Here is a 25,474-nt window from a genome sequence, read left to right on the forward strand (position 1 = left end):
CGCACGTAGACTGGCCGGGCTGGACCCGGGGGAATCGGGCCCGAGCCCGTCGAGAAGGGGATGATCCGAGTGGCCTCTGCCCGCTGCGCGTACTGCGATGCGACGCTGGAGCCGAACAGCATGTACTGCCTCTCATGCGGTCAGCTGATCCCGCAGGCCCAGAGCGCACCGCCCGTGCCCGCGCCGTTCGCCGGCGCCAAGCCCGCGCCGAGCGCGGCCCCGGTCGTGCAGGCGCCCGTGCAGGCGGCTCCCGTCGAGCCCGTGCCGCTGCCGCGCTCCCTGCCGTGGCAGCAGACCCCGCGGGTCGAGACGATGCCGGCGCCGCCGACCGCGGCGCCCGCCGCCGTCGAGCGCGTCGAGCTGCTGTTCTCCACCGGTCAGCGCGTCGTCGTCGAGGGCGCCGCGGTCGTCGGCCGCAAGCCCGCGGACACCGCGCTCGCGATGGGCGCCCGCGCCGTCGAGGTGCTCGACGACACCCGCTCGGTGTCGCGCGTGCACCTCTTCCTCGAGGTCTCCGGCGGCGGCATCACGGTCGGCGACGCCGGCTCGGCGAACGGCTCGCGCCTCGAGCGCGGCGGCCGCGAGATCGAGCTCGAGAGCGCCGGCACCCGAGTGCCCGCCGTCATCGGCGACACGGTCTGGCTGGGCGACCTGAGCTTCGTCATCCAGGCGGCGTAGCGCTCCGGCTCAGTCGCGCTCGGCGCTCGGCCACGCCGGGTCGAGCAGCGGGCCCTTCCAGGCGGTGAACGGCAGCGCCTGCTCGAAGAGCGCGTGCGGGATGCCCCGGGCGGATGCCTCGCTGAGCAGCAGCTGCACCGCGGTCGCGGCGACGTCGTCGGCGAGCACGGCGTCCATCAGCAGCGGCACGAGCCCGCGCCTCGCGCCGTCGGGCCAGCGGCCGTAGAGGCCGATGCGGGAGGCCGCGCCCCGATCGCTCGTCCGGGCGCGCAGCGCCTCGCCGTCGCGCACGCCGAGCTCGCAGAGCAGGGTGCCGTTGCCGGCCTTCAGGGCGAGCCCGCCGGCCTGGCCGAAGATCGGCACCGAGCGGAGCCGCGCTGTGCGCGGGCGGTCGTTCAGCACGCCGACGAACGCGAGCTCCGACCACGGGATCTCGGGCAGGCCCGCGGTCGAGACGCCCGTGTCGGTGACCACGAGCACGGGGGCGCCGGGGGCGAGCAGCAGGCGCAGCATCCGCCCCCGCAGCAGGCTCGTGACGAGCAGCCCGCAGGCGGCGAGCCCGAAGACGACGACGAGGCCGATCGTGAACCAGCTGCCGAAGCCCGTGAGCGCGAGCGCGACGACGCCCGCGGCGGCGAGCCCGATGAGCACCCAGCCCGTCACGATGAACCGGCGGTTCCACCGCGGCACCGAGACCGCCTTGACGGGGTCGGGCTGCGCGACGAAGCGCACCGGACCGGCTGGGGCGGACATCAGCCGCGGAGGAACGGGTCGACGACGCCGGAGGCCGAGGGGCGCACGAGGTCGCCCGTGCCGAGCCGCTTCAGCTGCACGTAGGCCCGGTCGTGCAGGGTGATGAGCGGCAGGCCCGTCGCGCCGGGCTCCTTGCCGAGCCGCACCGTGACGTAGGCCGTGCGGTCCGGCACGGCGAGGTAGATGGAGAGGCGGATGTCGCCCTTCTTGTGATTCGGCACGGGCAGGTAGACCGCCGGGTCGCCGGTCGCGAAGCGGGCGTGCAGGGCCTCCGCCTCCGCCCGGCCGCCCGCGGCCAGGAAGTGCCGGCCCGACAGTGCGGTGCCGGTGTCGACGCGGATCCAGCGGTGCGCGCCGCCGATCGCGAACCAGGCGAAGAGCAGCGCGAAGAACGCCGTCACGACGACGAGGGTCGGGGCGACGACGCCGCGCAGGCCCGAGCGGCGGCCGGTCATCTCGCTCGCGTCGTCGCGGATCGCACCGAAGTTCACGAGCACGAGGACGAGCGCGACGAGCGCGACGCCGGCGAGCACGGCGAACGCGACGGTCCTGGCCGTCGAGCGGGCGTAACGGAACGACTCCGGCAGGGCGGCGAGGGTGGCGTCGGAGGGGCGCACGGCGGGCCTTTCGCATGGAGAACAGCGGCGAGAACGACTGTACCCAGTCCGGGGGCGCGGCGGACGGGGAGTTCTCCCCATCGGAATCTGCGCCGACTCCGGGTAACGTGAGGCACGCGCCGGGAACGGACATCCCCGTCCGGCCCCCGACACCAGCCAAATCTGGAGGAAACCATGGCGGAGATCCGCGTCACTTCCGACTCCCTCGCCGGGGTCGCCGGTCAGCTCTCGAGCGGCTCGCAGTCGATCGAGTCGCAGCTGTCCAACCTCAAGTCCCTCGTCGAGGGCCTCATCTCGGGCGACTGGTCGGGCACCGCGTCGCAGAGCTTCAACGAGCTGTACTCGCAGTGGGACCAGGCCGGTCTCCAGCTGAAGGAGTCGCTGCAGGGCATCAGCGATCTGCTGAACCAGGCCGCGCTGTCCTACGAGGACAGCGAGAACGCCATCGCCGGCACGTTCAACGGCTGACATCCGTCGCTGACGGCTCCGCGGGCATCCGCCCGCGGAGCCAATCCGGTCGGGAGGGAACCCTGTGGTCCAGTTCAGAGTCCGCGCCTCGGCGCTCAGCGAGGTCGCCGCGCTGCTCGGCACCGTGCTCGCGACGTTCGACACGAACCTGTCGACCGTCGACGCACAGGTCAAGCGCACGGTCGACGTGACGTGGAAGGGCGACGACGCCGAGAGCTTCTCCGAAGGCTGGGCCACGTTCATGACCACGGCCGGCTTCGTCCGGCAGTCGCTCGCGGCGCTCCAGGCCGGACTCATCGCCGCCGACGGCTCGTACACGCAGAACGAGTCGGGCGTGCAGCGCTCCTTCACCGGCCGGGCGCCCGCGCTCGCCGCGATGCGCTCCGGCACCGGGGAGCTCGGCAAGCGGGTCGCGAGCGGTGAGGAGAAGGCCGAGGACATGGCCGAGTTCTTCGGTCGCGACTACGCGGGCGACGACGAGGTCGAGCAGTTCGGCGGCGGGGCCCTCGGGCCGCGCAAGACGAGCGGGCAGGCCACGGGCGGCGGCTCCGGCGACACCGACGGCGACGGCGACGACGACTCGATCGGCGAGGGCGTGTTCCGCCTCGGCGCCGACGGTGAGCCGGCGATCACCGCGCAGGTCGCGCCGGTCGAGATCGGAGAGGTGCCGGTCGTCGGCACCGCTGACGCGGAAGGAACGGGCGCATGAGCGAGCAGCAGGCCGACACGACCGAGCTGAAGGCGCTCGCCGACATGCTGGGCGAGCTCGTCACGTACTGCTCCGCGCTGAAGCAGGGCGCGAGCGGCTTCGCCTACATGCTGCCGGCCGAATGGCAGGGCCCGGCCATGGCGAACTTCATCGGCATGTTCGAGAAGTGGCAGCTCGGCGCCGAGGCCATGACCCAGGCCGCCGAAGGCCTGCAGGACCAGGTCTCCGGCGCCCATCAGGCCTACACGGAGACCATCGAGACCCTCGACGGCGCCTGGAGCAACCTCGCCAACGGCCTGAGCGGCTGAGCCGGCGCGGCGCGCTCCGCGTGCCCCGATCAGCCCCAGACATCCACCATCCGATCCCACCGGGAGTGCACTCATGACGCAGGTCCGCCTCGACGCCGCACGGCTCGCCGCCGACGGCACCGCGCTGTTCTCGATCGCGAGCTCGGCCTCCCAGGCGGCGCGCGCCTGCGAGTCGGCCCTCGGCGGCACCGGCGGCATGGCCGGCGACGATGAGTCGGCCGAGGTCTTCGCGCACGGCCAGGACGGCGAGCCCGGCTACGACACCTACGCGGTTGACCTGCTGAAGGCCGTGCAGGGCATGTCCAACGCCCTGCGCATCGTCGACGCGGCGCTCGGCAACACGGGTCGCGCCTACGACGGGGCGCAGCTCGTCGGCGCCTTCAAGCCCGCGTCCTCCTCGAGCATCCCCGAGGAGACGGCCGTCGTGAACGACCCGCACGCCTCGGTGCCCACGGCGCTGGGCAAGGGTCCGGAGGGCCCGCTCGGCGAGTTCGGCGACTTCCTGAAGGACGCCCTCGCCACCCTCGGCGTCGTCCTGCCGTCGGCCGACCGCGGCAAGCTCTCGACCGCGCAGCAGGCGTGGAGCAGCCTCGCGCAGGCGATGACGTCCGCGAAGTCCGAGGTCGGCTCCGCCTTCGTGAACGTGTCGTCGATGACGCTGCCGCCGTCGCAGGCGAGCAACATCCGCCGCTGCCAGACCTCGCTCGGCAGCTCCTTCGGCAAGCTCTCCGAGAGCGCGAACTCGATGGCCGGCTTCGCGCAGGGCATGATCGACGCCGTCGACAAGGCCTGGGAGGAGATCGGCTGGTTCATCGCGCAGATGGCCATCGAGATCGCCCTCGAGATCGGCATCGGCGCCCTCCTCGGCGCCGTGACCTTCGGCGCCGGCGCGGCCGCGATGGCCGCGAAGATCATGCTCACCGTCACGCGCTGGGCGATCAAGATCGCCGCGCTCTGCCAGAAGCTCCGCCGCCTCATCATGGCGGCCCTCCGCATCGCCCGCATGGCGGTGCGCGGCGGCATCCGCGTCGCCCGCGAGGCGCTCTCCGCCGGGCTCGCGAGCGCGATCACGACCGCCTCCTTCAACCAGGTGCGCGGCGCACTCGACCCGAACTACCAGCCGCAGAACGTGCTGAACGCGGCCCTCGCCTCGGCGGCGGGCGGCGCGGCCGGCGGCACCGTCTCCGGCGCCGCGGGGCGGCTCACGAACCGCATCAACCCGGGCGCCATGCAGCGCGTCACGCACATCGCCGTCGAGACCGGCGGCGGCGCGGTCGACGGGCTCGCCTCGGGCCTCGCCGAGTCCGGGCTGAACGGCACGCCGTTCTCGCCGCTCAGCTCGATCGCGGCGGGCGCCCTCCTCGGCGGTGCGCTGGCGGGCCGCCCCGGCGGCCACGGCGGACCCTCGAGCCCCTCGGCGCCGAGCGGTCCCGGCAACGGTTCGACGCTGCCGGCGGTCACCGTCCCCGGCGCCGACTCGCCGACCCCCGGCGGCGGCAACCAGACCACCGCGACGGCCGGCAACGGCGGCGGCGCGGTCGACGTCCCGAACGACGCGCCGACGCCGGGCGCCGGCGACGCCGGCACCTCGGCCGGCGACGGCGGTGGCGGGGTCGACATCCCGAGCGACGGACCGACGCCCGGCGGCGGCGACGCGGGCGGCGGCGCCGGTGACGGCGGCGGCTCGATCGATCTCCCGACGGACGCCCCGTCGGCCCCCGGCGACCTCGGCGGTGGCACGGGCGACGGCGGCGGCTCGGTCGACGTGCCCACCGCGGGCGGCGACGGCGGCGGCACGCCCGGTCACGCGGACGGTGGCACGCCCGGTGCCGCGGACGGTGGTACGCCCGGTGCCGCGGACGGTGGTACGCCCGGTGCCGCGGATGCAGGCACGCCTGGTCACGCGGATGCTGGGACGCCTGGTCACGCGGATGCTGGGACGCCTGGTCACGCGGATGCTGGGACGCCTGGTCACGCGGATGCCGGGACGCCTGGTCACGCGGATGCCGGGACGCCTGGTCACGCGGATGCCGGGACGCCTGGTCACGCGGATGCGGGCACGCCGGGTCACGCGGATGCTGGGACGCCCGGTCACGCGGATGCGGGCTCGCCGAGCACGGTCGACGCCGGCACGCCCGGCAGCGTCGACGCCACGACTCCCGGCACGGCTGATGCAGGCACCCCGGGCACCGCTGACGCGGGCACGCCCGGCACGGCGGACGCGGGCACGCCCGGGACCGCTGACGCCCCCGCGGCGGACGCCGGCACGCCCGGGACCGCTGACGCTCCCACGGCGGACGCTCCCACGGCGGACGCTCCCGCGACCGACGGCTCGTCCGGTGACGGCCAGGGCAACGGCGCGCCCGGTGCTGCGGCGGCCGGCTCGGCCGCGACGGCGAAGCCCGGTGACGCCGGCTCCGTCGACAGCAGCGCTCCGGCGCACGCCGACGGCACCGAGGGCGGCCAGCCCGATGGCACCCAGCCCGAGGCGGACGGCACGCAGCCCGACGCCGACAGCGCACCCGCCGACGGCGAGGGCGGCACCGATGGCGACGCCGACGGGATCGCCCCCGAAGAGGCCGCGGCTGCCGGTGGCGCCGCGGCGGCGGCCGGCGCGGCGACCCTGCTCGGCAAGCCATCGCTCTTCTCGAAGCCCTCGCTCTTCTCGCCGAACGGCAACGGCGGCAAGCCCGACGCTCCGAGCGCCGACGGCTCGAACGGACACGGCGCCCCCGACGGCAGCACGAACGTCGACGGCTCGCAGCCGGACGCCCCGGCAGCCGACGGCGGCGACGGCACCGGCCAGGCGGGCGACGGCACCGGCCAGGCCGGCGACGGCTCGCAGCCCGAGGGCCAGCAGCCGGACCAGGCCCCGTCGAACAACAGCTCCGAGCGCTCGATCGACGAGATCGACCAGGCGCTGAACGAGATCAACCCGAACTTCGACCCCTCGGACCCCGCCAACGGCTACGCCACGAACTGCGGCAACACCTCGGCGAACCTGAACGACTTCCTGAACGGCAAGGACAGCGCCGAGGCATCCACCGGCACCCTCAGCACGCCGGACATGGAGGCCCGCACGGGCAACCCGCAGACCACCGTGACGCCGGAGCAGATCGAGTCGACGCTGCGGGCGATGGGCCCGGGCTCGCACTGCGTCGTCGGCATCGACCGCGCGGGCGACGCCGGGCACTGGTTCAACGCCTACTTCGACGGCGACACGGTCTGGTCGCTCGACGCGCAGAACGGCACGCGCTCGCCGTGGCCGCCCCACGAGCCGAACGCGACGAACTGGGATGCCTCGGTGCGCCCCGAGGACGTGGTGAACCCGGACGGCACGAAGCCGGCCGACGCGAAGCCCGACGCGAACGCGCCCCAGGCCCCGACGACGCCGGACGCCGCGAACCCGAACGCGAGCGCGCCGACCGCGCCGACCGCGCCGAGCGCGCCGAGCGCGCCGACCGCGCCGGAGGCGGGAACGAGCTCGCCCGCCGAGGCCTCGCCCACGACGCACCAGGCGCCCGACGGCAGCGCGCCCGACGGCAGCGGCACCGACGCGGACGGCTCGAGCACCGACGGCACCGACGGCACCGACTCCGACCGGGACGGCTCCGGCTGGACGAGCAAGGCGACCGTTCCGGCGACGCACCCGTCCGACGGCTCCGCTGGCCCGGGCACGACGTACAACGGCTACGACATCCCCGAGCTGACCCCGGAGATCCGGGATCGCCTCGACGCCCTCGCCGCACAGCCGAACTCGCCGATCGTCGCGAACCCCGATGGTTCGTACTCGCTGAAGAACCCGATCACGGTCGACGCGTTCGACCGCAAGGACCCGAACGTCGGCAAGAACCCGAACCACGACTGGGACGAGTTCCAGCGGCAGGTGGGCCTCCAGCAGCAGGGACTCAACCAGCTGACCGTGAGCGAGTGGCAGCACAACGTCAACTTCTACGACCGCAACAACCGCGTGGCCAAGGGGCTGCAGCAGTCGGCGCTCGACGCCATGACCGCCAATCGCGTGCGCGTGGTCTACCCGAAGCCGGCGGTGCTGCACGGTCCCGACCAGGTCGCCGGTGGCCGCGCCGACCGCTTCGACGGTGCGGGGCACTCGCCGATCAACAGTGCGCTCGGCGCCGGGTGGGCTGGCCGTCGCATCGACGATCTGCGCGCCGACGTCGCCGGCGCGGTGCGCAAGATCGATCCCTCGCTGCGCGCGCACATCAAGCTCAACGTCCAGCTCGGCGCCAGGAACCTCGAGACCGGAGCGACCGCGACGCAGGCGACGCTCGGCTCGGCCCAGCCCGTGACGTCGGGGCCCGCTCCGACGCCCGCGCGCGCGGGCGCGGTCGATGCGCCGAGCGGCACCGACGCCGCCCAGGGGCGCACGGGAGCCGCCGGCTCGACGCCGGGAGGCACCGGCACCTCGCCGACCCACGTCCCGGCGCACACCGGACTGCCCGCCCCGGCCACCCCGGCCGGGACTGCACCGATGCCCGACCTCAGCGCGGTGAACGACGCCTATCGCGACCCGTACACCGACTCGATCCCGGCGAGCTCGCTGGACGCATGGGCGAACGACGTCGCAGCTGCGTACCCCGCGCTCGATGCCGGCGACGTGCTCGGCATCTACGACTACACCACCGGTGCGTACAACGAGATGAACGGCTATCTGCGCGACCTCTCCACGCCGGCCGACGTCCCGGCGCTCGAGCAGCGCATCACGGCAACGACCGATGGCCTGTCGAAGCTGCGTCCAGTGCCCGGGGTGACCCATCGCGGGATGCGCCTCTTCCCCGGTCTGCTCGACCAGTTCCAGCTCGGCCAGCCGTGGTCCGACCCCGCGTTCCTCAGCTCCTCGACGAGCGGGGCCGTCGCGGAGGGCTTCGGCGCCAGCGGCGGCATCCACCTGACGGTGACGGCGAAGAGCGGCGTCGACGTCGGTCAGTTGTCGCAGTACCGCAGCGAGGCCGAGATCCTGTTCCAGCGGGGCACGCGCTTCCTGGTGACGCGCAAGGAGCTCGTCGGCAAGGTCTGGGAGATCGACGTCGAGGAGATCACCGCGTGACGCCCGACGGGGCCGAGTCCTTCGGTCTCCGGGCCTTCGACGAGCTCGCCGCGCGGCGCCAGCTCGAGCTCGGACATCGCTCGAACGTCGAGAAGTGGCTCGGAATGGACGGCGATGCCCGGCGTCCGCGTGAGGTGATCGGCGATCGGATCCAGGCGGTCATCGATGCCGTGCTCGGTTTCGCCGGCGACGGGCCGGAGACCGTGTCGTTCCCGGAGCCGCTCACCGCGTCGGTCGCGCTTGACGAGCGACTCGAACTCATCATTCGTTTCGGGATGGATGACGCGGATCTGATCGAGCGAAGGATCGGCGTCGAGCGCCGAATCGCCGTTTCCCCGCACCGCTTCGCGCCGTCCGCAGTGCTGTGGCTGCTGCTGTCTCGCCGGTGGCCGGGCCGGGTCTCGGCGCAGGACGGGGCGGTCGAACCGCTGCAGCTTCGTCGTGTGCCGCGGGGCGGCGGGTTCGAACTCGTTCCTGCGGACGCGCACGAGCTGGGCTGGGGGCCGCTCGTCGTCGATGCGGCCGACGCCGTCGAGCTCGCCTGGGCCTGCGGCGTCGCACCTGCAGAGCTCATCGCACGAGCGGGGGAGATGCGCGCAGCCGACCGGCGAGCCGGGCTCGAGGGTCCCGCGAGTGTCGATGACCGAATTGTCGGGGCGCTGCTCGGCGGGGCGGTGGGCGACGCCCTCGGCTTCCCCGTCGAGTTCGATGACGGGGCGACGGCCGAGCGGCGGCTGGCGGAGGCCGGCGGTGGCTTCGTCCGGCCCAGTGCGGGTCCGCTCGGCGCGATCAGTGACGATACCCAGCTGACGATGTTCACCGCTGAGGCGCTCGCGCGCAGGACCGGAGACGATGCGGCTGCGGTGCGCCAGGCCGGTCACGGAGCGAATCTCGCGTGGTACCGCACCCAGTGCGCGACATCGCCGGCCGGCGACGCCCGAGGGCTCGCCGCCGAGCCGTGGCTCTATGCGCGCCGCGCGCCCGGTGCCACCATGATGAGCTCCCTCGCCGCGGTGGCAGCCGAGGCTCGAGCCGATCGGGTCGCGGATGCCGTGAACGACAGCAAGGGCTGCGGCACGGTGATGCGGAGCGCCCCGTTCGGGCTGGTCCTGGACTGGTCACCGGCGCAGGCGTACGGTGCTGCGGCCGCGACGGCACGACTGACGCATGGCCACCCGAGCGCGGCCGCCTCAGCTGGCGCGTTCGCCATGCTCGTCCGGCTGCTCGTGGATGGACACGGCCTCGCCGGCGCGCTCGGGCTGGTGCTCGCGGAGTTGCGACTTCGTGATCCCCTCGACGGCGCGGAGACCGACGCGGCGCTGCGAGGTGCGATCTTCGCGGCTGGGCTCGCTCGGCCGAGCCGCCACCGTCTCGAGGCGCTGGGGGAGGGGTGGGTCGCCGAGGAGGCGCTCGCGATCGCGGTCTACGCGGCGCTGAGCCATCCGGAGCCCGACGAGGTCGGGCGCGCGCTCGCCCTCGCCGTCGCGCACGGCGGCGACAGCGACTCGACGGGGTCCATCTGCGGCAATCTGCTCGGCGCCGTACACGGCTCCGCTGCCCTGCCCGCGGCCCTCGTGCGGACCGTGGAGGGAGCGGAACAGCTGCGGACGCTCGCCGCCGAGCTCCGCGCGGCCCGCTGACCCGCTATGACAGAATTCTCTGGAAACGAAAGGGGTCCCATGTCCTCCTCGGCGGATCGCATCCTGGCTGCGTTCTCGAAACTGCCCCCGGTCGCCGGGGTGAGTTTCCACGGCGGCGACGACGATGCAGCCGCCGAGGGTGGCACGCTCGCGGGAGTGCTCGCCACTTCCCGCTCGCCGCGGGTCGCCAGCGAGAACTTCTCGACCTCGGTTCTGTACTGCCTTGTCGCAGTGAGCGGTCGTGACCTCACCCAGCTCTCCCGGCACGAAGTCGAGCAAGAGATCGTGCTGCTGCCGGGCACCACTCTGCTCGGGCTCGGCTCGATTGAGGCGGAAGGGCTCCGGCTCGTGCTGCTCGAAGAGCTCGACGTCGAGCGGGAGCCGAGCGAGGCGCGCCCTTCCGGAGACGCGCTGGATCAGCTCTTCGCCACCGTTTCCGCAGCCGTTGCGACCGCACGTGCCGAGCCTCCGGTGCCGGTGACGAGCCCGGGGAAGTTCGTCGCCCCCATTCCCTTTCTGAGCTAGGCACAGCCAGAGTGCCGCCCGAGAAACCGAGTGGAGTGATCATGCTTGATCAGGTGACGACGAACTTCGTCGACGAGGCGGCGGGGCTCCCGCCCGCGGAGCTCGAGGCGGCGTTCGACCGCCTCGTCGATCTGCGCCCCGAGGGCGGCAAGGAAGCGAGTCGGGCGGCGGTCCCATCGGCGAGCGAGAACTCGGCGCTGGATCATCGGATTCGCGCCGCGCTGCTGCCGCGTGCCGACGAACTTGACGCGCATCTGACCGGGCTCCACTCCGACGCACGTGCCGCGATCTCGACGACGGCGCGCGCGATCCTGAAACGGCGCACGCTGACGGAGCAGCAGTACGCGGTGCTCGTCGAACCGTTCGTGGGGCGTGCGCACGTTCCGGCGCAGGGCGAGTAGCGTTCTGGAAGCGCGCGGGTACCTCGTGTACGACGGTGATCAGCTCGCGCTCGAACTCCGCGAAGGAGCCGGGATCCTCGTGAGCCTCTCCGCGCCGCCGCCGATGCCCGGAAGCGCTCCGGTGACCCACCCCTTCGCGAGTGCGACGTTCCGAATGGCTGCGAACGAGGGGGAGCTGGGCGCACTGCTTCGGACTGCCTCGGATCTCGGGGCGTTCCTCGACCAGGTCGAGGCCCGAGGCTACCGAGTCGAGCGGTCCGGCTCGTAAGCCCTCTTCGTGGAGGGACGTTAGGCTCAGCCGGTGACGAGTCCTGACCTGGCGTCCCTCGACGCGTTTCTTGCCCGAGTCGTCGAGCTCTCCCCGGCGCAGTTCGATGCGGTGCGGGCAGCCGGTCGCGCCATCGGCCCGGCCCGTCGGATCGCCGCCCGGAAGGCCGCGAAACTCTCGGCGTCCGAGTTCAGCCCACTCGACACGCGAGTGCGCGATCGTCTGCAGCCGCACTCTGCGGAGCTGATGGCGTTCGGCGACGGTGCGCTCGCGGCCGCGGTGGCAGACACACTGTTCGCCGCCCACGCGAAGGCGTTCGGCGAGCGTCTCTCCGTCGAGGAGCGGGAGATCCTCCTGCAGCCGTTCGCCGCGGTGCTCGAGGTCGACTGAGCGGCGGCGGGTGCGCAGCGGGAGCATGGTGACCATTCAGGACGCACGTCGGCTGCTCGAGCAGTACTTCGCCGAGCACCCGCCCGCGCTCTCGGGAGAGCTCTACATCGCGCCGGAGTGGTTCGAGGACGAGCACGACTACCTGCCCGTGTGGGGGACGAAGGAGTTCCTCGTCGACGGTCTCGAGCCCTCTGCGCGCTACGACAACCTCGCGATCTTCGTCGACAAAGCGTCGGGCGCCGTGCGCCAGGAGTACCACACGCCGAACTTCGAGAAGATCCGGCGGATGACGCCGGTCGATGCGCCGGCCCAGTGAACCGCGGTCCGAGACGCCCGAAGGCGATCGCATGCTGAACACCTCGACCGAGCGCTTCCTCGCGCAGGCCGCCGCCCTCCCGGCGGAGCAGCTGGCGAGCGCCTTCGACCGTGCGGTCCGGCTCCGGCGGGCGGGCGGCAAGGAGGCGAGCCGGGCGGCGAAGCCGTCGGCGGCGGTGAACTCCGAACTCGAGCACACCGTCCGAGAGTTGCTGCTGCCCCGCTCCGAGGAGCTGAACGCGGCGCGCGCCGGACTGCACGCCGACGCGAAGAGCGCTATCGTGATCGCCGGTCGCGCGGTCCAGCAGGCCGCGCAGCTCACGCCCGAGCAGTACGAGATCCTGCTCACCCCGTTCACTGAACTCGGCGTCGAGGTGCCAGCGCACCCTGACGCCGCGAGGTGACCCGGCCGAGGGGGTCGTTTTCCGGCACGGGCTTCGTGCGACCGCCATCCGCCCGTCGGAATCTGACCCCCTCGGGGCAGGCAGGCAGGCAGGCAGGCAGGCAGGCAGGCGGGCGGGCGGGCAGGCGCGGTGGAGCTGGTGCCGATCCTCGGCGATGGGGAGCCCTCCCCATGGCCCGCGGGCTCAGCCTCGGTAGACTTCCGGAGGTGACCGGCCGCGTGCGTTCTCGCCGCGGCAGGCGCCCCGAGGCATCCCGCGCGCCGCACCGGTGCGCGCCGACCAGAGGAAGGCCCGCATGACGAGGTTCCGGAGCTTCGACCCGGTCGCCCCCATCTCCGACGAGACGATCGCTGCCTTCGCGGGCCGCGTGCCGGCCGAGGTCGCCGAGCTCTGGCGCACCCAGGGCGCCGGCTTCGTCGGCGACGGCTACTTCCGCTTCGTCGATCCGGCGCGCGCGGCCGAGATGCTCGAGGGCGTCTTCGGACTTCCCGAGGGCAGCACGGTGCTCTTCACCACCGCCCTCGGCGACCTCGTGGTGCACGTGAACCGCCTGTACCTCGTCGTCAAGTCCCGCTGGGGCGCGATCGACCTCCTCGAGGGGGCGAGCTTCGAGGAGCTCGTCGCCCTGATCGAGGATCCGGCCCAGCGCGACGTCGCCTGGGAGTGGCAGCCCTACCCGGCCGCACGCGACCGCGACGGCGTGCCCGGCTTCGAGGAGTGCTACGGTTTCGTGCCGCTGCTCGCGCTCGGCGGCTCGCCCGACCCGGCCCGGCTCCAGCGCGCCGGCCTGTACGAGCACCTCGCGGTGATCGCGCAGCTCGCGGGCCAGCCCGAGGTGCGCCGGCACCTGCAGACGGCGGGCGCCGACGGAGCGGATGCCTCGGGCACGGACCGCCTCGTCGCCGTGGGCCGCGCGCTCTTCGCGAAGCTCGCGCCCGACGCCGAGCTGAACGTCGTCGAGCTGCCCGACGGCCTCGGCGTCTGCCTCGTGCACGCCGTGCGCGGCGGCGGCAAGATCTACGTCGCCCCCGACGAGACGGTGCTCTTCGTCGGCTCGGCGGTCGACTTCGAGGCGGGCCTCGGCGCCTTCCGCGACGGCGTGCGCACCCCGCTCGAGAAGTTCGAGCTCGACCGGCCGGCGGGCGGAAACTGATGGCCGACGCCCTCGCCGAGCGCTGCGAGCGCCTGCGCCAGCCCGTCACCGAGCTCGTCGCGATCAGCATGTCCGCCGCCTACCGGGCGCAGGACCAGCCCGAGCTGCTGCGCGCCATCGGCGTCGTGCGCGGCATCCTCGCCGAAGACCCGGCGGCGCTGCCCGAGGGTGCGCTCCGCGACTGGATCCCCACCGCGCTCCGCAACCTCGAGCAGATGCGCGAGGCCGTCGAGCGCGGCGACGCGGCGAAGTCCTACGCGATCCTCACCGACAAGACCGACGGCTTCATCCGTCTCGCCTACGGCTGCGCCGGCTTCCCCGGCTGGGAGCAGGGCTGAGCGGAGCGGATGCCTCGCTCCGGCGCAACCCCGCGGCGGCGAGCCGGGCGGGCGCGTAGCCTCGAAGGCATGGAGCAGCGCACACGTGACGCCTGGGTGGTCGCCGGATTCGCGGCGGCGCTCGATCTCGCCCTCGTGGTGTGCGGCTTCGGCTTCGTGAGCCTGCTCGCCGACCTCGAGGTCGTCGGCGACCGCGACGTCGGCGTGCTCGTGGCCCCGGTCGCGGTCGGCGCCTCGGTGCTGACCGTGCTCCTCGTGCTGGGCCTGCGGCTCCGCCGGCCGGAGCGGACCGCTGCGACCGTCGTGCTCGCCGCGCTCGGCTCCTGGCTCGCCTTCGTCGTCGTCGCCGCGATCGGCCGCATCGTCTCTTCGACGGGGGATCCGGGGGAGGGGCTGCGCTTCGCGGTCGTGCTCGGGCTCGGCTGGTTCGGGCTGCTCATCCCGGTCTGCGCGGCGCTCACCGCCGCGGTCGCCGTGCTGGTGGCGCGCGGCCGGCGCGGCGGCATGGAGCGCCCGCGCTGGCCCTGGGAGGGCGACGCGGAGTAACCGGGCCGGGCGGTTGCGGCGCGCCAATCGACCGTCGAATCGGCGCAGCGGGGCGGCAGCGGCGCTATCGTGAAGCCCGTGCAGGGTTCGATCGAGGCTCGGGTGAGCTCCGAGGTCGACCGCTGGCTGCAATGGCTGCCGCGGTGGCGACCCGGCACGCACCGTGCCCGCGTGCGACTCTGCCAGAAGTGCTTCGGCTCGCCGATCCTGGCCGCCGCCGGGCTCGACGTGGACGTGCCGCACCCCGTGCAGCACGCGTTCTCGATGCGGATGAAGACGGTCATCGACGACGCGGTCGACGACTACACGGCGCGGAACCTCCCGCTGCTGCACCGCGAGATCCGCCTCGCCGAGGAGCGGAAAGCCCGCCGCCCGTACCGGGCCGGGGAAGGCCTCGACCCCGAGTACCTCGGCCTCGAGCTCGACCCGGAGCCGGTGCCGGACCAGCCCTTCCTGTTCACCCTCGCCGGGCTCGAGGCCGACACGGCCGCCGCGGCCGCGGAGCCGGCCCCGCGCCCGTTCACCCCGGAGGAGAAGGAGGCCCTCCGCGAGGAGGTGCGTCTCGCCGACGACTTCGCGAAGCAGCTCGGCCGGCGCATCTGCGTGGAGCTCGCCCAGCACCGCCGGCGCATCGGCAACGCGGTCGAGCGCCTCGTCGAGCCGCAGGTCGCGGAGCTCCTCGCCGACCTCGAGCGCGAACTCGACGCCCCGGGATGGCCGGGCGCCTGAGCGTGCGCCCTGCGCGAACGCGGCCCCTGGCGGCCTCGCCCCATTTGACCGGGGCGTGACGCCGCATTACGATTGATCGGGTGTGCGCGCTCGCGCGTGCATGTCCGGGTGCCTGCGGACATCCGCGGTTCACCCCCACGGCATACCCACCACGAAGACGACGCAGTTCTGCGGCGTCGGCGGGTCTGATGTGAAATCCATCACCGCTGTCACCGTGCAGCAGCAACTAGGAGAAGCAGTGCCAACCATTCAGCAGTTGGTCCGCAAGGGTCGCTCGCCGAAGGTCACCAAGACCAAGGCTCCCGCCCTGAAGGCCAACCCCCAGCAGCGCGGCGTGTGCACGCGTGTGTACACCACCACCCCCAAGAAGCCGAACTCGGCGCTCCGCAAGGTCGCCCGTGTGAAGCTCTCGAACGGCACCGAGGTCACCGCCTACATTCCCGGCGAGGGCCACAACCTGCAGGAGCACTCGATGGTGCTCGTGCGCGGCGGCCGTGTGAAGGACCTCCCCGGCGTGCGCTACAAGATCATCCGCGGCGCGCTCGACACGCAGGCCGTGAAGAACCGCAAGCAGGCTCGTAGCCGCTACGGCGCGAAGATGGAGAAGAAGTAATGCCTCGCAAGGGTCCCGCTCCGAAGCGCCCCGTCGTCGCCGACCCGGTGTACGGCTCGCCGGTCGTCAGCCAGCTCGTCAACAAGATCCTGATCGACGGCAAGAAGGACCTCGCGCAGCGCATCGTCTACGAGGCGCTCGAGAACGTCGCCAACAAGTCCGGTCAGGACGCGGTCGCCACCCTGAAGAAGGCGCTCGACAACGTGCGCCCGACCCTCGAGGTGCGTTCGCGCCGCGTCGGCGGCTCGACCTACCAGGTCCCCGTCGAGGTGAAGCCCCACCGCGCCAACACGCTCGCCCTGCGCTGGCTCACGAGCTACGCCAAGGCCCGTCGTGAGAAGACCATGACCGAGCGTCTCACCAACGAGATCCTCGACGCCTCGAACGGCCTGGGTGCCGCGGTCAAGCGCCGCGAGGACACCCACAAGATGGCCGAGTCGAACCGCGCCTTCGCCCACTACCGCTGGTAGTCGACGGCGGGTGCCGCTCGCGTTCCGCGGCGGCACCCGTACGGCCCGCTACCGCTGGTAGTAGGCCGGGCGGATGCCCCGGCTGGTCCCCTGAGCCTGTCGACGGGCTCCAGACCAGGCATCCGCCCGCCCCAGACCTTCCGTTCCGCACCACCCATCCGGAGGAACCCCCGTGGCACAAGACGTGCTCACCGACCTGAGCAAGGTCCGCAACATCGGCATCATGGCGCACATCGATGCCGGCAAGACCACCACCACCGAGCGCATCCTGTTCTACACGGGCGTGAACCACAAGCTCGGCGAGACCCACGACGGCGCCTCGACGACCGACTGGATGGAGCAGGAGAAGGAGCGCGGCATCACCATCACGTCCGCCGCGGTCACCTGCTTCTGGAACAAGAACCAGATCAACATCATCGACACCCCCGGCCACGTCGACTTCACGGTCGAGGTCGAGCGCTCGCTCCGCGTGCTCGACGGCGCCGTCGCCGTCTTCGACGGCAAGGAGGGCGTCGAGCCCCAGTCCGAGACGGTGTGGCGTCAGGCCGACAAGTACAACGTCCCGCGCATCTGCTTCGTCAACAAGATGGACAAGCTCGGTGCGGACTTCTACTTCACCGTCGACACCATCGTCAGCCGCCTGGGCGCCAAGCCGCTCGTGCTGCAGCTGCCGATCGGTGCCGAGAACGACTTCATCGGGGTCGTCGACCTGATCGAGATGCGCGCCCTCGTGTGGCCCGGCGACGCCAAGGGCGACGTGACCATGGGCGCCAAGTACGAGGTCCAGGAGATCCCCGCCGATCTGAAGGACAAGGCCGACGAGTACCGTCAGGTCCTGCTCGAGACCGTCGCCGAGACCGACGACGCGCTGCTCGAGAAGTTCTTCGGCGGCGAGGAGCTGACGGTCGCCGAGATCAAGGGCGCCATCCGCAAGATGGTCGTCAACTCGGAGATCTACCCCGTGCTCTGCGGCTCGGCGTTCAAGAACCGCGGCGTCCAGCCGATGCTCGACGCGGTCGTCGACTACCTGCCGTCGCCGCTCGACGTCCCCGCCATCGAGGGTCGCAACCCGCGCAACGAGGACGAGGTCATCGAGCGCCACCCCGACGCGAAGGACCCGTTCGCGGCCCTCGCGTTCAAGGTCGCCGTGCACCCCTTCTTCGGCCGCCTCACCTACGTGCGCGTCTACTCGGGTCACCTCGACTCGGGCGCCCAGGTCGTCAACTCGACCAAGGGCAAGAAGGAGCGCATCGGCAAGATCTTCCAGATGCACGCCAACAAGGAGAACCCGGTCGACTCGCTGACCGCGGGCAACATCTACGCGGTCATCGGCCTGAAGGACACCACGACCGGCGACACCCTGTGCGACCCGGACAACCAGGTCGTCCTCGAGTCGATGACGTTCCCGGAGCCGGTCATCGAGGTCGCCATCGAGCCGAAGACCAAGGCCGACCAGGAGAAGCTCGGCACGGCCATCCAGAAGCTGGCCGAGGAGGACCCGACCTTCCGCACCGAGCTCAACCCCGAGACGGGTCAGACCGTCATCAAGGGCATGGGCGAGCTGCACCTCGACATCCTCGTGGACCGCATGAAGCGCGAGTTCAAGGTCGAGGCGAACGTCGGCAAGCCGCAGGTGGCCTACCGCGAGACGATCCGCCGCGAGGTGGAGCGCCACGACTACACCCACAAGAAGCAGACGGGTGGCTCGGGCCAGTTCGCGAAGATCCAGTTCAAGCTGGAGCCGCTCGAGGTCGAGGGTGACAAGACGTACGAGTTCGTGAACGCCGTCACCGGTGGTCGCGTCCCGCGCGAGTACATCCCCTCGGTCGACGCCGGCTTCCAGGACGCCATGCAGTACGGCATCCTCGCCGGCTTCCCGATGGTGGGCGTGAAGGCCACCCTCGTGGACGGCGCGGCCCACGACGTCGACTCCTCGGAGATGGCGTTCAAGATCGCCGGTTCGATGGGCTTCAAGGAAGCCGCGAAGAAGGCGAACCCCGTGCTGCTCGAACCGCTGATGAGCGTCGAGGTCCGTACTCCCGAGGAGTACATGGGCGACGTCATCGGCGACCTGAACTCGCGCCGCGGCCAGATCCAGTCCATGGAGGACGCCGCCGGTGTGAAGGTCGTGCGTGCGCACGTCCCGCTCTCGGAGATGTTCGGATACATCGGTGACCTGCGGTCGAAGACCTCGGGCCGCGCGGTGTACTCGATGGAGTTCGAGAGCTATGCGGAGGTCCCGAAGGCGGTTGCCGACGAGATCGTCCAGAAGAACAAGGGCGAGTAACTCCTCCACGGAGTTCGGCACCCTGCCCGCACGACCCACCCGGGTCGCGTAACATATCAACACAACCCCGCAACCCACCGAGCGCAATCCGGCGCCCGTTGAAGTTGCACGATGTCCTGAGGAGGACCACAGTGGCGAAGGCCAAGTTCGAGCGGACCAAGCCGCACGTCAACATCGGCACGATCGGTCACGTCGACCACGGCAAGACGACGCTCACCGCCGCGATCTCGAAGGTGCTCGCCGACAAGTTCCCGTCGGCCACCAACGTGCAGCGCGACTTCGCGTCGATCGACTCGGCTCCCGAGGAGCGCCAGCGCGGCATCACGATCAACATCTCGCACGTCGAGTACGAGACGCCGAAGCGCCACTACGCGCACGTCGACGCCCCGGGTCACGCTGACTACATCAAGAACATGATCACCGGTGCCGCTCAGATGGACGGCGCGATCCTCGTGGTCGCGGCGACCGACGGCCCGATGGCTCAGACCCGCGAGCACGTGCTGCTCGCGAAGCAGGTCGGCGTGCCGTATCTGCTCGTGGCGCTCAACAAGAGCGACATGGTCGACGACGAGGAGATCCTGGAGCTCGTCGAGCTCGAGGTCCGCGAGCTGCTTTCGTCGCAGGGCTTCCCCGGCGACGACGCTCCGGTCGTCCGCGTCTCGGGCCTGAAGGCGCTCGAGGGCGACGAGAAGTGGGTCCAGTCGGTCCTCGACCTCATGGAGGCCGTCGACGAGTCGATCCCCGACCCGGTGCGCGACAAGGACAAGCCGTTCCTCATGCCGGTCGAGGACGTCTTCACGATCACCGGTCGTGGCACGGTCGTCACGGGCCGCGCCGAGCGCGGCACGCTGAAGATCAACTCCGAGGTCGAGATCGTCGGCATCCGCCCGACGCAGAAGACCACGGTCACGGGCATCGAGATGTTCCACAAGCAGCTCGACGAGGCCTGGGCCGGCGAGAACTGCGGTCTCCTGCTCCGCGGCACCAAGCGCGAGGACGTCGAGCGCGGCCAGGTCGTCGTGGCGCCGGGCTCGGTCACCCCCCACACCAACTTCGAGGGCACTGCCTACATCCTCTCGAAGGACGAGGGCGGCCGTCACAACCCGTTCTACGCGAACTACCGTCCGCAGTTCTACTTCCGCACCACCGACGTCACCGGCGTCATCACGCTGCCCGAGGGCACCGAGATGGTCATGCCCGGCGACACCACCGACATGACGGTCGAGCTCATCCAGCCGATCGCCATGGAGGAGGGCCTCGGCTTCGCCATCCGTGAGGGTGGCCGCACCGTCGGCGCCGGTACCGTCACGAAGATCCTCAAGTAAGGACCTTCGCGACTACGACCTGAGAGGGGTCGGGCCTTCGGGCCCGGCCCCTTTCGTCGTCCCGCCCGGCGACGGGACGGGAAAGCTGAAGAGGTCCAGGGAGCCGGCCGCCCCCTCTGGCGGGACGCGGATGGCCGACGTAGCGTGGGAGGGATGGCTTCCCCCACACCGCCATTCGTACGATCCGCGATCCGTCCGGAGGTCCAGGCGCTCCGAGCCCTCGCGGTGGGCGCCGTGGTGCTCCACCACGGCTGGCCCGCCGTCGCCCCTGCCGGTTACATGGGCGTCGACGTGTTCTTCGTGGTCTCCGGCTTCCTCATCACCGGCATGCTCGTGCGCGAGGCGGAGGCGGAGGGGCGGGTCTCGCTCACCCGCTTCTACCTGCGCCGCGCGCGCCGCATCCTGCCCGCGGCCGTCGCCGTGCTCGTCGTCGTCTCGGCGCTCACGATCGCGGTCGTGCCGATGGAGGAGTGGCGGCGCTGGTTCCGGCACATCGTGGCCAGCGCGCTCTACTTCGAGAATTGGCAGCTCGCGATCGACTCGCAGATCCCGCGCCGCGCGGACCTGGAGTCGACGCCGGTGCAGCATTTCTGGTCGCTCTCGGTCGAGGAGCAGTTCTACCTCGTCTGGCCGCTGCTCGTCATCCTCGCCTTCGCCCTCGCGATGAAGCTGGGGCGCTCGGGCCGCGCGCTGACGGTGGGGATCCTCGGCGCGGTCACGGCCGCCTCCTTCGCGCACTCGATCCTGCTGACGGCGGCCGACGCGAACCTCGCGTACTTCGGGACCTTCGCGAGGGCGTGGGAGTTCGGCGCCGGCGCGCTCCTCGCGCTCTGGCTCTCGCGGCGACAGGCCGCCGAGGCGGCGCCGCGGCCCTGGACGCCGCAGCTGCGGGCCGCGGTCTCGTGGGCGGGACTCGTCGCCATCCTCGTGCCGATCGCCCTGTTCCGCGAGCCGGAGGTGTTCCCCGGCTTCGTGGTCCTCGCGCCCGTGCTCGGCACGGTCGCCGTGATCTGGGCGGGGATGCCGGAGCCGGCTTGGTCGCCGGCGAGGCTCGCCGCCTGGCGCCCGGTGCAGTGGACGGGCGACGTGTCCTACTCGCTGTACCTCTGGCACTGGCCGATCTTCATGTTCGCGCCGTACCTCACCGGGGTGCCGAGCCCGCCGTGGCTGATGGCGCTGCTCGTGGCGCTCGCCCTCGCCGTCTCCGCCGGGTCGAAGCGCTGGATCGAGGACCCCTTCCGCCGGGCGCGTGGCCGGGTGCTCGCCCGGCCCACGCTCGTGCTCGGCGGCATCGCGACCGCGGTGGCGGTCATCGTGGGGGCGGGCGTCGCGATGCCCGGGATCGCGGCCGACGAGCGCGGCCGGGCCTGCGAAGCCCCGCAGCGGTGAGGCCGGGCGGGCCGGGGTCAGCCGACGCGGGTGCCGTCGATCTCGGTGCTCACGTCGATCGCGCCCTCGACGCTGCGACCGACGGTGCAGGCCTTCTCGATGGCCCGCGCCATGATGTCGATGAGCTTGGCGCGCTCGGCGTCCTCGAGGCCGGAGAGGTCGAGCACGAGCTCCTCGGCGATCGCCTCGTAGCGATTGGATGCCTCCTCCGACTGGCCGTGCGCCCACACCGTGAGCGCGAAGTCGTCGCCGAGCCGCCGGGCGGCGACGCGATCCGCGGAGAGGCCGACGCAGCCCGCGAGGGCGAGCTTCAGCAGCTCGCCCGGGGTGAAGTGCGCGCCGTCGAGCTCCGGCGCCCCGATCTCGACCGTCGCGCCGCGGGCGTTCCGGCCGAGGTATCGGCGCGAGGATCGGCGGGTGGCCGAGACGCTGCCCGGCCCTTCCTGGGTGCTCGGCTGCACGGTCGGATCGGTCATCGGGGGCCTCCCAGCGTCGTCGGTCGTTCCCTCCCATCATGCCCCGTGAAGGCCCGGGAATCCGGGGGAGGAGGCGCTGCAGCCGGGAGCCTCCTGGGAGTCGGGCGAGCGCGACACGCCCGGGTTGCACGGACCCGCCGGATATGGCAAACTCGTTGAGTTCAACATTTCGAACGGCATGCTGCTGCGCGCCGTCCGAATCACTGCCAGGCAGTGCATAGCCCCCGGGTCCGCGAGGACGTCCGGCGTCAGGCTAGGCCGCGGGCAGCAGGACACGACAACCTCCATCATCGAGACCCGGGGCGACCTGTGTCTCCGGCCGGGCGCGAGCCCGGGCGGACGGAGGTGGCTCGAGGTCGAGCGTGTCGAGGCCATCGCAGCTGTTCGCAGCGAGCGGGGTGCCTTCGACAGGCTCGATGATCAGGCCGTTGACAGCAGAACAGTGGTGACAAGAACCACGCGGCGTCCAATGCCCTCGGAAGGGGTACGACGCCTTGACAGAGAGAGAGTTCGACATGGCGGGACAGAAGATCCGCATTCGACTGAAGTCGTATGACCACGAGGTCATCGACACCTCGGCGCGCAAGATCGTCGACACGGTGACCCGCGCGGGCGCCACGGTCGTCGGCCCCGTGCCGCTTCCGACCGAGAAGAACGTGGTGTGCGTCATCCGCTCGCCCCACAAGTACAAGGACAGCCGCGAGCACTTCGAGATGCGCACCCACAAGCGTGTGATCGACATCGTGGACCCGACGCCCAAGGCCGTCGACTCGCTCATGCGTCTCGACCTCCCGGCCGACGTCAACATCGAGATCAAGCTCTGAGGTTCGAAATGTCCACCGCTACCAAGAACGTGAAGGGTCTGCTCGGCACCAAGCTCGGCATGACCCAGGTCTGGGACGAGAACAACAAGGTCGTCCCGGTGACCGTCATCCAGATCGACCCCAACGTGGTCACCCAGATCCGCACCCCCGAGAAGGACGGCTACACCGCCGTGCAGATCGCGGCCGGTCAGATCGACCCGCGCAAGGTCACCCAGCCGCTGCAGGGCCACTTCCAGGCCGCCGGCGTCACCCCCCGCCGTCACGTCACGGAGATCCGCACCGCGGACGCCGCGTCGTACGAGGCGGGCCAGGAGCTCACCGTCGAGGGCACCTTCGAGGCCGGCCAGCTGGTCGACGTCGTCGGCACCTCGAAGGGCAAGGGCTTCGCCGGTGTCATGAAGCGCCACAACTTCAAGGGCGTCTCCGCTTCGCACGGTGCCCACCGCAACCACCGCAAGCCCGGTTCGATCGGTGCTTCGTCGACCCCGAGCCGTGTCTTCAAGGGCATGCGCATGGCCGGTCGCATGGGTGGCGAGCGCGTGACCGTGCTCAACCTCCGCGTGCACGCCGTCGACGCCGAGAAGGGCCTGCTGCTCGTCAAGGGCGCCGTCCCCGGTGCGCGCGGCCGTCTCGTGTTCGTCCGTAACGCTGTGAAGGGGGCGTAGTCCATGGCTACCGCCAACACCATCGACGTCCTCGACGTCACCGGCAAGAAGACCGGCACCGTCGAGCTCCCCGCCGAGCTCTTCGACGTGCAGACCAACGTGCCGCTCATCCACCAGGTCGTCGTCGCGCAGCGCGCCGCCGCCCGCCAGGGCACGCACAAGACCAAGAACCGCGGCGAGGTGTCGGGTTCGGGTCGCAAGCCGTTCAAGCAGAAGGGCACCGGCCGTTCGCGCCAGGGCTCGGTCCGCGCCCCGGAGCACACCGGTGGTGGCGTCGTGCACGGCCCGACCCCGCGCGACTACTCGCAGCGCACCCCCAAGAAGATGATCGCGGCCGCCCTGCTCGGCTCGCTCTCCGACCGCGCCCGCGGCGGCCGCATCCACGCGGTCGAGGGCTTCGCGGCCGGCGACGTGGCCAAGACGAAGGACGCCGTGGCGCTGCTCGGCAAGATCGCCCCGGCGAAGCACTTCCTCGTCGTCCTCGCCCGTGGCGAGGAGCTCTCGGAGCGCGCCGTCCGCAACATCCCGGCCGTGCACGTGATCGTCGCCGACCAGCTGAACGCGTACGACGTGCTCGTCTCCGACGACATCGTCTTCAGCACGGCCGCGCTCGAGGCGTTCATCGCCGCGAAGCAGGCCAAGAAGGAAGAGGTCTCCGCATGAGCTCCGCCGCTTTCAACAAGAACCCGCGCGACATCATCATCGCGCCGGTCGTCTCGGAGAAGAGCTACGGCCTGATCGACGAGGGCAAGTACACGTTCATCGTGGACCCCCGCTCGAACAAGACCGAGATCAAGCTCGCCATCGAGAAGATCTTCAACGTGCAGGTCGCGTCGATCAACACCCTGAACCGTCAGGGCAAGACCCGCCGCACCCGGTTCGGGATCGGCAAGCGCAAGGACACCAAGCGCGCGATCGTCACCCTCAAGTCCGGTTCCATCGACATCTTCACGGCTGTCGGCTGAGGAGCGTAGAAAACAATGGCTATTCGTAAGTACAAGCCCACGACCCCGGGTCGTCGCGGTTCTTCGGTCTCGGACTTCGCCGAGATCACCCGTTCGACGCCCGAGAAGTCGCTGCTGCGCCCGCTCTCCAAGACCGGTGGCCGCAACAACCAGGGTCGCATCACCACCCGCCACATCGGCGGTGGCCACAAGCGCCAGTACCGCGTCATCGACTTCCGTCGCAACGACAAGGACGGCGTGCCCGCCAAGGTCGCGCACATCGAGTACGACCCGAACCGCACCGCGCGCATCGCGCTGCTGCACTTCGCGGACGGCACCAAGCGCTACATCCTGGCGCCGGCGAAGCTCCGTCAGGGCGACCTGATCGAGTCGGGCCCCGCGGCCGACATCAAGCCCGGCAACAACCTGCCGCTGCGCAACATCCCCACCGGTACCGTCGTCCACGCGATCGAGCTCCGTCCCGGCGGCGGCGCGAAGATGGCCCGTTCGGCGGGCGCCTCGGTGCGTCTCGTCGCGAAGGACGGCCCCTACGCCCAGCTGCGTCTGCCCTCGGGCGAGATCCGCAACGTCGATGCGCGCTGCCGCGCGACCATCGGCGAGGTCGGCAACGCCGAGCAGTCCAACATCAACTGGGGCAAGGCCGGCCGCAAGCGCTGGAAGGGCGTCCGCCCGACCGTCCGCGGTGTCGCCATGAACCCGGTCGACCACCCGCACGGTGGTGGTGAGGGCAAGACCTCCGGTGGTCGCCACCCGGTCAGCCCGTGGGGTCAGCCCGAGGGACGCACTCGTCGCCCCAACAAGGAAAGCGACAAGCTCATCGTCCGTCGTCGCACCGTCGGCAAGAAGCGCAAGTAGGAGTAAGAGAAGATGCCTCGCAGTCTTAAGAAGGGCCCCTTCGTCGACGAGCACCTGCTTCGCAAGGTCGTCGTCCAGAACGAAGCCGGCAGCAAGAACGTCATCAAGACGTGGTCGCGCCGCTCGATGATCATCCCGGCCATGCTCGGGCACACGATCGCCGTGCACGACGGCCGCAAGCACATCCCGGTGTTCGTCACCGAGACCATGGTGGGTCACAAGCTCGGCGAGTTCGCGCCCACCCGCACCTTCCGTGGACACGTGAAGGACGACAAGAAGGGCCGCCGCCGCTAGT

Annotated in this window: 29 protein-coding genes; 26 read left to right on the top strand and 3 right to left on the bottom strand. The window is 71.4% G+C overall.

Annotation, left to right across the window (positions count from 1 at the left end):
* Positions 1-120 precede the first annotated feature (120 nt).
* Complete coding sequence (locus IEY71_RS02320; RefSeq protein ID WP_189083692.1) at positions 121-678, top strand: FHA domain-containing protein; 558 nt, start codon at positions 121-123, stop codon at positions 676-678.
* A 9-nt stretch (positions 679-687) separates the two neighbouring features.
* Here IEY71_RS02320 and IEY71_RS02325 read toward each other — a convergent pair whose 3' ends face one another.
* Both IEY71_RS02325 and IEY71_RS02330 read right to left on the bottom strand, forming a co-directional pair.
* Complete coding sequence (locus IEY71_RS02325; RefSeq protein WP_189083693.1) at positions 688-1,431, bottom strand: hypothetical protein; 744 nt, start codon at positions 1,429-1,431, stop codon at positions 688-690.
* Positions 1,431-2,048: a hypothetical protein gene (locus tag IEY71_RS02330; RefSeq protein WP_189083694.1), complete on the bottom strand. Its 618-nt coding sequence runs from the start codon at positions 2,046-2,048 to the stop codon at positions 1,431-1,433. The genes IEY71_RS02325 and IEY71_RS02330 overlap by 1 nt, the downstream gene beginning before the upstream one ends.
* A 174-nt stretch (positions 2,049-2,222) precedes the next feature.
* Between IEY71_RS02330 and IEY71_RS02335 the strand changes: the two genes are divergently transcribed.
* The 19 genes from IEY71_RS02335 to IEY71_RS02425 all read left to right on the top strand — a co-directional run bounded on the left by IEY71_RS02335 (position 2,223) and on the right by IEY71_RS02425 (position 21,394).
* Entirely contained in the window at positions 2,223-2,516 is a 294-nt protein-coding gene (locus tag IEY71_RS02335) for a WXG100 family type VII secretion target (protein WP_056010942.1), read from the top strand.
* A gap of 64 nt (positions 2,517-2,580) precedes the next feature.
* Entirely contained in the window at positions 2,581-3,225 is a 645-nt protein-coding gene (locus tag IEY71_RS02340) for a WXG100 family type VII secretion target (RefSeq protein WP_189083695.1), read from the top strand.
* Complete coding sequence (locus IEY71_RS02345; RefSeq protein WP_189083696.1) at positions 3,222-3,533, top strand: WXG100 family type VII secretion target; 312 nt, start codon at positions 3,222-3,224, stop codon at positions 3,531-3,533. Before IEY71_RS02340 ends, IEY71_RS02345 begins: the two co-directional genes overlap by 4 nt.
* A gap of 73 nt (positions 3,534-3,606) precedes the next feature.
* Positions 3,607-8,601 (top strand): polymorphic toxin type 15 domain-containing protein, encoded by a 4,995-nt coding sequence (locus tag IEY71_RS18510; protein WP_189083697.1) that lies wholly within the window; start codon positions 3,607-3,609, stop codon positions 8,599-8,601.
* Between the two features lie 104 nt (positions 8,602-8,705).
* A complete protein-coding gene (locus IEY71_RS02355; RefSeq protein WP_229781491.1) occupies positions 8,706-10,241 on the top strand; it encodes an ADP-ribosylglycohydrolase family protein in 1,536 nt (511 codons plus the stop codon).
* 39 nt (positions 10,242-10,280) lie between these two features.
* On the top strand, positions 10,281-10,766 hold the full coding sequence (locus IEY71_RS02360; RefSeq protein ID WP_189083698.1) for a hypothetical protein: 486 nt from the start codon (positions 10,281-10,283) through the stop codon (positions 10,764-10,766).
* A gap of 41 nt (positions 10,767-10,807) precedes the next feature.
* Positions 10,808-11,167, top strand: a complete 360-nt coding sequence (locus IEY71_RS02365; protein WP_189083699.1) for a hypothetical protein — start codon at positions 10,808-10,810, stop codon at positions 11,165-11,167.
* Positions 11,168-11,468: 301 nt separating this feature from the next.
* Positions 11,469-11,825 carry a hypothetical protein gene (locus tag IEY71_RS02370; RefSeq protein ID WP_189083700.1) on the top strand — a complete coding sequence of 119 codons (357 nt, stop codon included), beginning with the start codon at positions 11,469-11,471 and terminating at the stop codon, positions 11,823-11,825.
* A gap of 25 nt (positions 11,826-11,850) precedes the next feature.
* Positions 11,851-12,141: a hypothetical protein gene (locus IEY71_RS02375; RefSeq protein ID WP_189083701.1), complete on the top strand. Its 291-nt coding sequence runs from the start codon at positions 11,851-11,853 to the stop codon at positions 12,139-12,141.
* A 31-nt stretch (positions 12,142-12,172) separates the two neighbouring features.
* Positions 12,173-12,544 (top strand): hypothetical protein, encoded by a 372-nt coding sequence (locus IEY71_RS02380; protein WP_189083702.1) that lies wholly within the window; start codon positions 12,173-12,175, stop codon positions 12,542-12,544.
* Positions 12,545-12,839: 295 nt separating this feature from the next.
* Positions 12,840-13,697 (top strand): T6SS immunity protein Tdi1 domain-containing protein, encoded by an 858-nt coding sequence (locus IEY71_RS02385; protein WP_189083703.1) that lies wholly within the window; start codon positions 12,840-12,842, stop codon positions 13,695-13,697.
* Complete coding sequence (locus tag IEY71_RS02390; RefSeq protein ID WP_189083704.1) at positions 13,697-14,035, top strand: hypothetical protein; 339 nt, start codon at positions 13,697-13,699, stop codon at positions 14,033-14,035. Before IEY71_RS02385 ends, IEY71_RS02390 begins: the two co-directional genes overlap by 1 nt.
* A gap of 69 nt (positions 14,036-14,104) precedes the next feature.
* Positions 14,105-14,581: a DUF6121 family protein gene (locus IEY71_RS02395; protein WP_189083705.1), complete on the top strand. Its 477-nt coding sequence runs from the start codon at positions 14,105-14,107 to the stop codon at positions 14,579-14,581.
* Positions 14,582-14,659: 78 nt separating this feature from the next.
* A complete protein-coding gene (locus tag IEY71_RS02400; RefSeq protein ID WP_189083706.1) occupies positions 14,660-15,310 on the top strand; it encodes a spermidine/putrescine ABC transporter substrate-binding protein in 651 nt (216 codons plus the stop codon).
* Positions 15,311-15,548: 238 nt separating this feature from the next.
* Positions 15,549-15,923, top strand: coding sequence for a 30S ribosomal protein S12 (gene rpsL, locus IEY71_RS02405; protein ID WP_022889720.1), 375 nt, complete (start codon positions 15,549-15,551; stop codon positions 15,921-15,923).
* Positions 15,923-16,393: a 30S ribosomal protein S7 gene (gene rpsG, locus IEY71_RS02410; RefSeq protein WP_092668506.1), complete on the top strand. Its 471-nt coding sequence runs from the start codon at positions 15,923-15,925 to the stop codon at positions 16,391-16,393. The genes rpsL and rpsG overlap by 1 nt, the downstream gene beginning before the upstream one ends.
* 172 nt (positions 16,394-16,565) lie before the next feature.
* A complete protein-coding gene (gene fusA, locus IEY71_RS02415; protein ID WP_189083707.1) occupies positions 16,566-18,680 on the top strand; it encodes an elongation factor G in 2,115 nt (704 codons plus the stop codon).
* A gap of 131 nt (positions 18,681-18,811) precedes the next feature.
* Positions 18,812-20,005, top strand: a complete 1,194-nt coding sequence (tuf, locus tag IEY71_RS02420) for an elongation factor Tu (RefSeq protein ID WP_189083708.1) — start codon at positions 18,812-18,814, stop codon at positions 20,003-20,005.
* Positions 20,006-20,158: 153 nt separating this feature from the next.
* Positions 20,159-21,394: an acyltransferase family protein gene (locus IEY71_RS02425; RefSeq protein ID WP_189083709.1), complete on the top strand. Its 1,236-nt coding sequence runs from the start codon at positions 20,159-20,161 to the stop codon at positions 21,392-21,394.
* Positions 21,395-21,411: 17 nt separating this feature from the next.
* Here the strand turns inward: IEY71_RS02425 and IEY71_RS02430 are convergent, their stop codons facing one another.
* A complete protein-coding gene (locus IEY71_RS02430; RefSeq protein ID WP_189083710.1) occupies positions 21,412-21,870 on the bottom strand; it encodes an OsmC family protein in 459 nt (152 codons plus the stop codon).
* A 515-nt stretch (positions 21,871-22,385) separates the two neighbouring features.
* On the opposite strand from IEY71_RS02430, the gene rpsJ reads away from it, so the two are divergent.
* From rpsJ to rpsS, 6 genes are read left to right on the top strand one after another with little or no spacing between them, the layout of a single operon-like run.
* The gene (gene rpsJ / locus IEY71_RS02435) at positions 22,386-22,694 is read left to right on the top strand and encodes a 30S ribosomal protein S10 (RefSeq protein ID WP_087135818.1); all 309 of its coding nucleotides are present in this window, start codon (positions 22,386-22,388) and stop codon (positions 22,692-22,694) included.
* A gap of 8 nt (positions 22,695-22,702) precedes the next feature.
* Entirely contained in the window at positions 22,703-23,359 is a 657-nt protein-coding gene (gene rplC, locus IEY71_RS02440) for a 50S ribosomal protein L3 (RefSeq protein WP_189083711.1), read from the top strand.
* A 3-nt stretch (positions 23,360-23,362) separates the two neighbouring features.
* Positions 23,363-24,022: a 50S ribosomal protein L4 gene (rplD, locus tag IEY71_RS02445; protein ID WP_189083712.1), complete on the top strand. Its 660-nt coding sequence runs from the start codon at positions 23,363-23,365 to the stop codon at positions 24,020-24,022.
* The gene (gene rplW / locus IEY71_RS02450) at positions 24,019-24,324 is read left to right on the top strand and encodes a 50S ribosomal protein L23 (RefSeq protein WP_189083713.1); all 306 of its coding nucleotides are present in this window, start codon (positions 24,019-24,021) and stop codon (positions 24,322-24,324) included. The genes rplD and rplW overlap by 4 nt, the downstream gene beginning before the upstream one ends.
* 15 nt (positions 24,325-24,339) lie before the next feature.
* A complete protein-coding gene (gene rplB / locus IEY71_RS02455) occupies positions 24,340-25,179 on the top strand; it encodes a 50S ribosomal protein L2 (protein ID WP_189083714.1) in 840 nt (279 codons plus the stop codon).
* A 12-nt stretch (positions 25,180-25,191) separates the two neighbouring features.
* Positions 25,192-25,473, top strand: coding sequence for a 30S ribosomal protein S19 (gene rpsS, locus IEY71_RS02460; RefSeq protein ID WP_022889728.1), 282 nt, complete (start codon positions 25,192-25,194; stop codon positions 25,471-25,473).
* Position 25,474 lies beyond the last annotated feature (1 nt).

The organism is Agromyces mediolanus, from assembly GCF_014648575.1.
GTDB lineage: Bacteria > Actinomycetota > Actinomycetes > Actinomycetales > Microbacteriaceae > Agromyces > Agromyces mediolanus.

Bases quoted from the DNA above. Each gene is read 5' to 3' on its own strand.
- IEY71_RS02320 (WP_189083692.1), top strand. From the start codon at position 121: ATGTACTGCCTCTCATGCGGTCAGCTGATCCCGCAGGCCCAGAGCGCA.
- IEY71_RS02325 (WP_189083693.1), bottom strand. From the start codon at position 1,431: ATGTCCGCCCCAGCCGGTCCGGTGCGCTTCGTCGCGCAGCCCGACCCC.
- IEY71_RS02335 (WP_056010942.1), top strand. From the start codon at position 2,223: ATGGCGGAGATCCGCGTCACTTCCGACTCCCTCGCCGGGGTCGCCGGT.
- IEY71_RS02345 (WP_189083696.1), top strand. From the start codon at position 3,222: ATGAGCGAGCAGCAGGCCGACACGACCGAGCTGAAGGCGCTCGCCGAC.
- IEY71_RS18510 (WP_189083697.1), top strand. From the start codon at position 3,607: ATGACGCAGGTCCGCCTCGACGCCGCACGGCTCGCCGCCGACGGCACC.
- IEY71_RS02355 (WP_229781491.1), top strand. From the start codon at position 8,706: ATGGACGGCGATGCCCGGCGTCCGCGTGAGGTGATCGGCGATCGGATC.
- IEY71_RS02360 (WP_189083698.1), top strand. From the start codon at position 10,281: ATGTCCTCCTCGGCGGATCGCATCCTGGCTGCGTTCTCGAAACTGCCC.
- IEY71_RS02365 (WP_189083699.1), top strand. From the start codon at position 10,808: ATGCTTGATCAGGTGACGACGAACTTCGTCGACGAGGCGGCGGGGCTC.
- IEY71_RS02375 (WP_189083701.1), top strand. From the start codon at position 11,851: ATGGTGACCATTCAGGACGCACGTCGGCTGCTCGAGCAGTACTTCGCC.
- IEY71_RS02380 (WP_189083702.1), top strand. From the start codon at position 12,173: ATGCTGAACACCTCGACCGAGCGCTTCCTCGCGCAGGCCGCCGCCCTC.
- IEY71_RS02385 (WP_189083703.1), top strand. From the start codon at position 12,840: ATGACGAGGTTCCGGAGCTTCGACCCGGTCGCCCCCATCTCCGACGAG.
- IEY71_RS02390 (WP_189083704.1), top strand. From the start codon at position 13,697: ATGGCCGACGCCCTCGCCGAGCGCTGCGAGCGCCTGCGCCAGCCCGTC.
- IEY71_RS02395 (WP_189083705.1), top strand. From the start codon at position 14,105: ATGGAGCAGCGCACACGTGACGCCTGGGTGGTCGCCGGATTCGCGGCG.
- rpsG (WP_092668506.1), top strand. From the start codon at position 15,923: ATGCCTCGCAAGGGTCCCGCTCCGAAGCGCCCCGTCGTCGCCGACCCG.
- IEY71_RS02425 (WP_189083709.1), top strand. From the start codon at position 20,159: ATGGCTTCCCCCACACCGCCATTCGTACGATCCGCGATCCGTCCGGAG.
- IEY71_RS02430 (WP_189083710.1), bottom strand. From the start codon at position 21,870: ATGACCGATCCGACCGTGCAGCCGAGCACCCAGGAAGGGCCGGGCAGC.
- rpsJ (WP_087135818.1), top strand. From the start codon at position 22,386: ATGGCGGGACAGAAGATCCGCATTCGACTGAAGTCGTATGACCACGAG.
- rplC (WP_189083711.1), top strand. From the start codon at position 22,703: ATGTCCACCGCTACCAAGAACGTGAAGGGTCTGCTCGGCACCAAGCTC.
- rplD (WP_189083712.1), top strand. From the start codon at position 23,363: ATGGCTACCGCCAACACCATCGACGTCCTCGACGTCACCGGCAAGAAG.
- rplW (WP_189083713.1), top strand. From the start codon at position 24,019: ATGAGCTCCGCCGCTTTCAACAAGAACCCGCGCGACATCATCATCGCG.
- rplB (WP_189083714.1), top strand. From the start codon at position 24,340: ATGGCTATTCGTAAGTACAAGCCCACGACCCCGGGTCGTCGCGGTTCT.
- rpsS (WP_022889728.1), top strand. From the start codon at position 25,192: ATGCCTCGCAGTCTTAAGAAGGGCCCCTTCGTCGACGAGCACCTGCTT.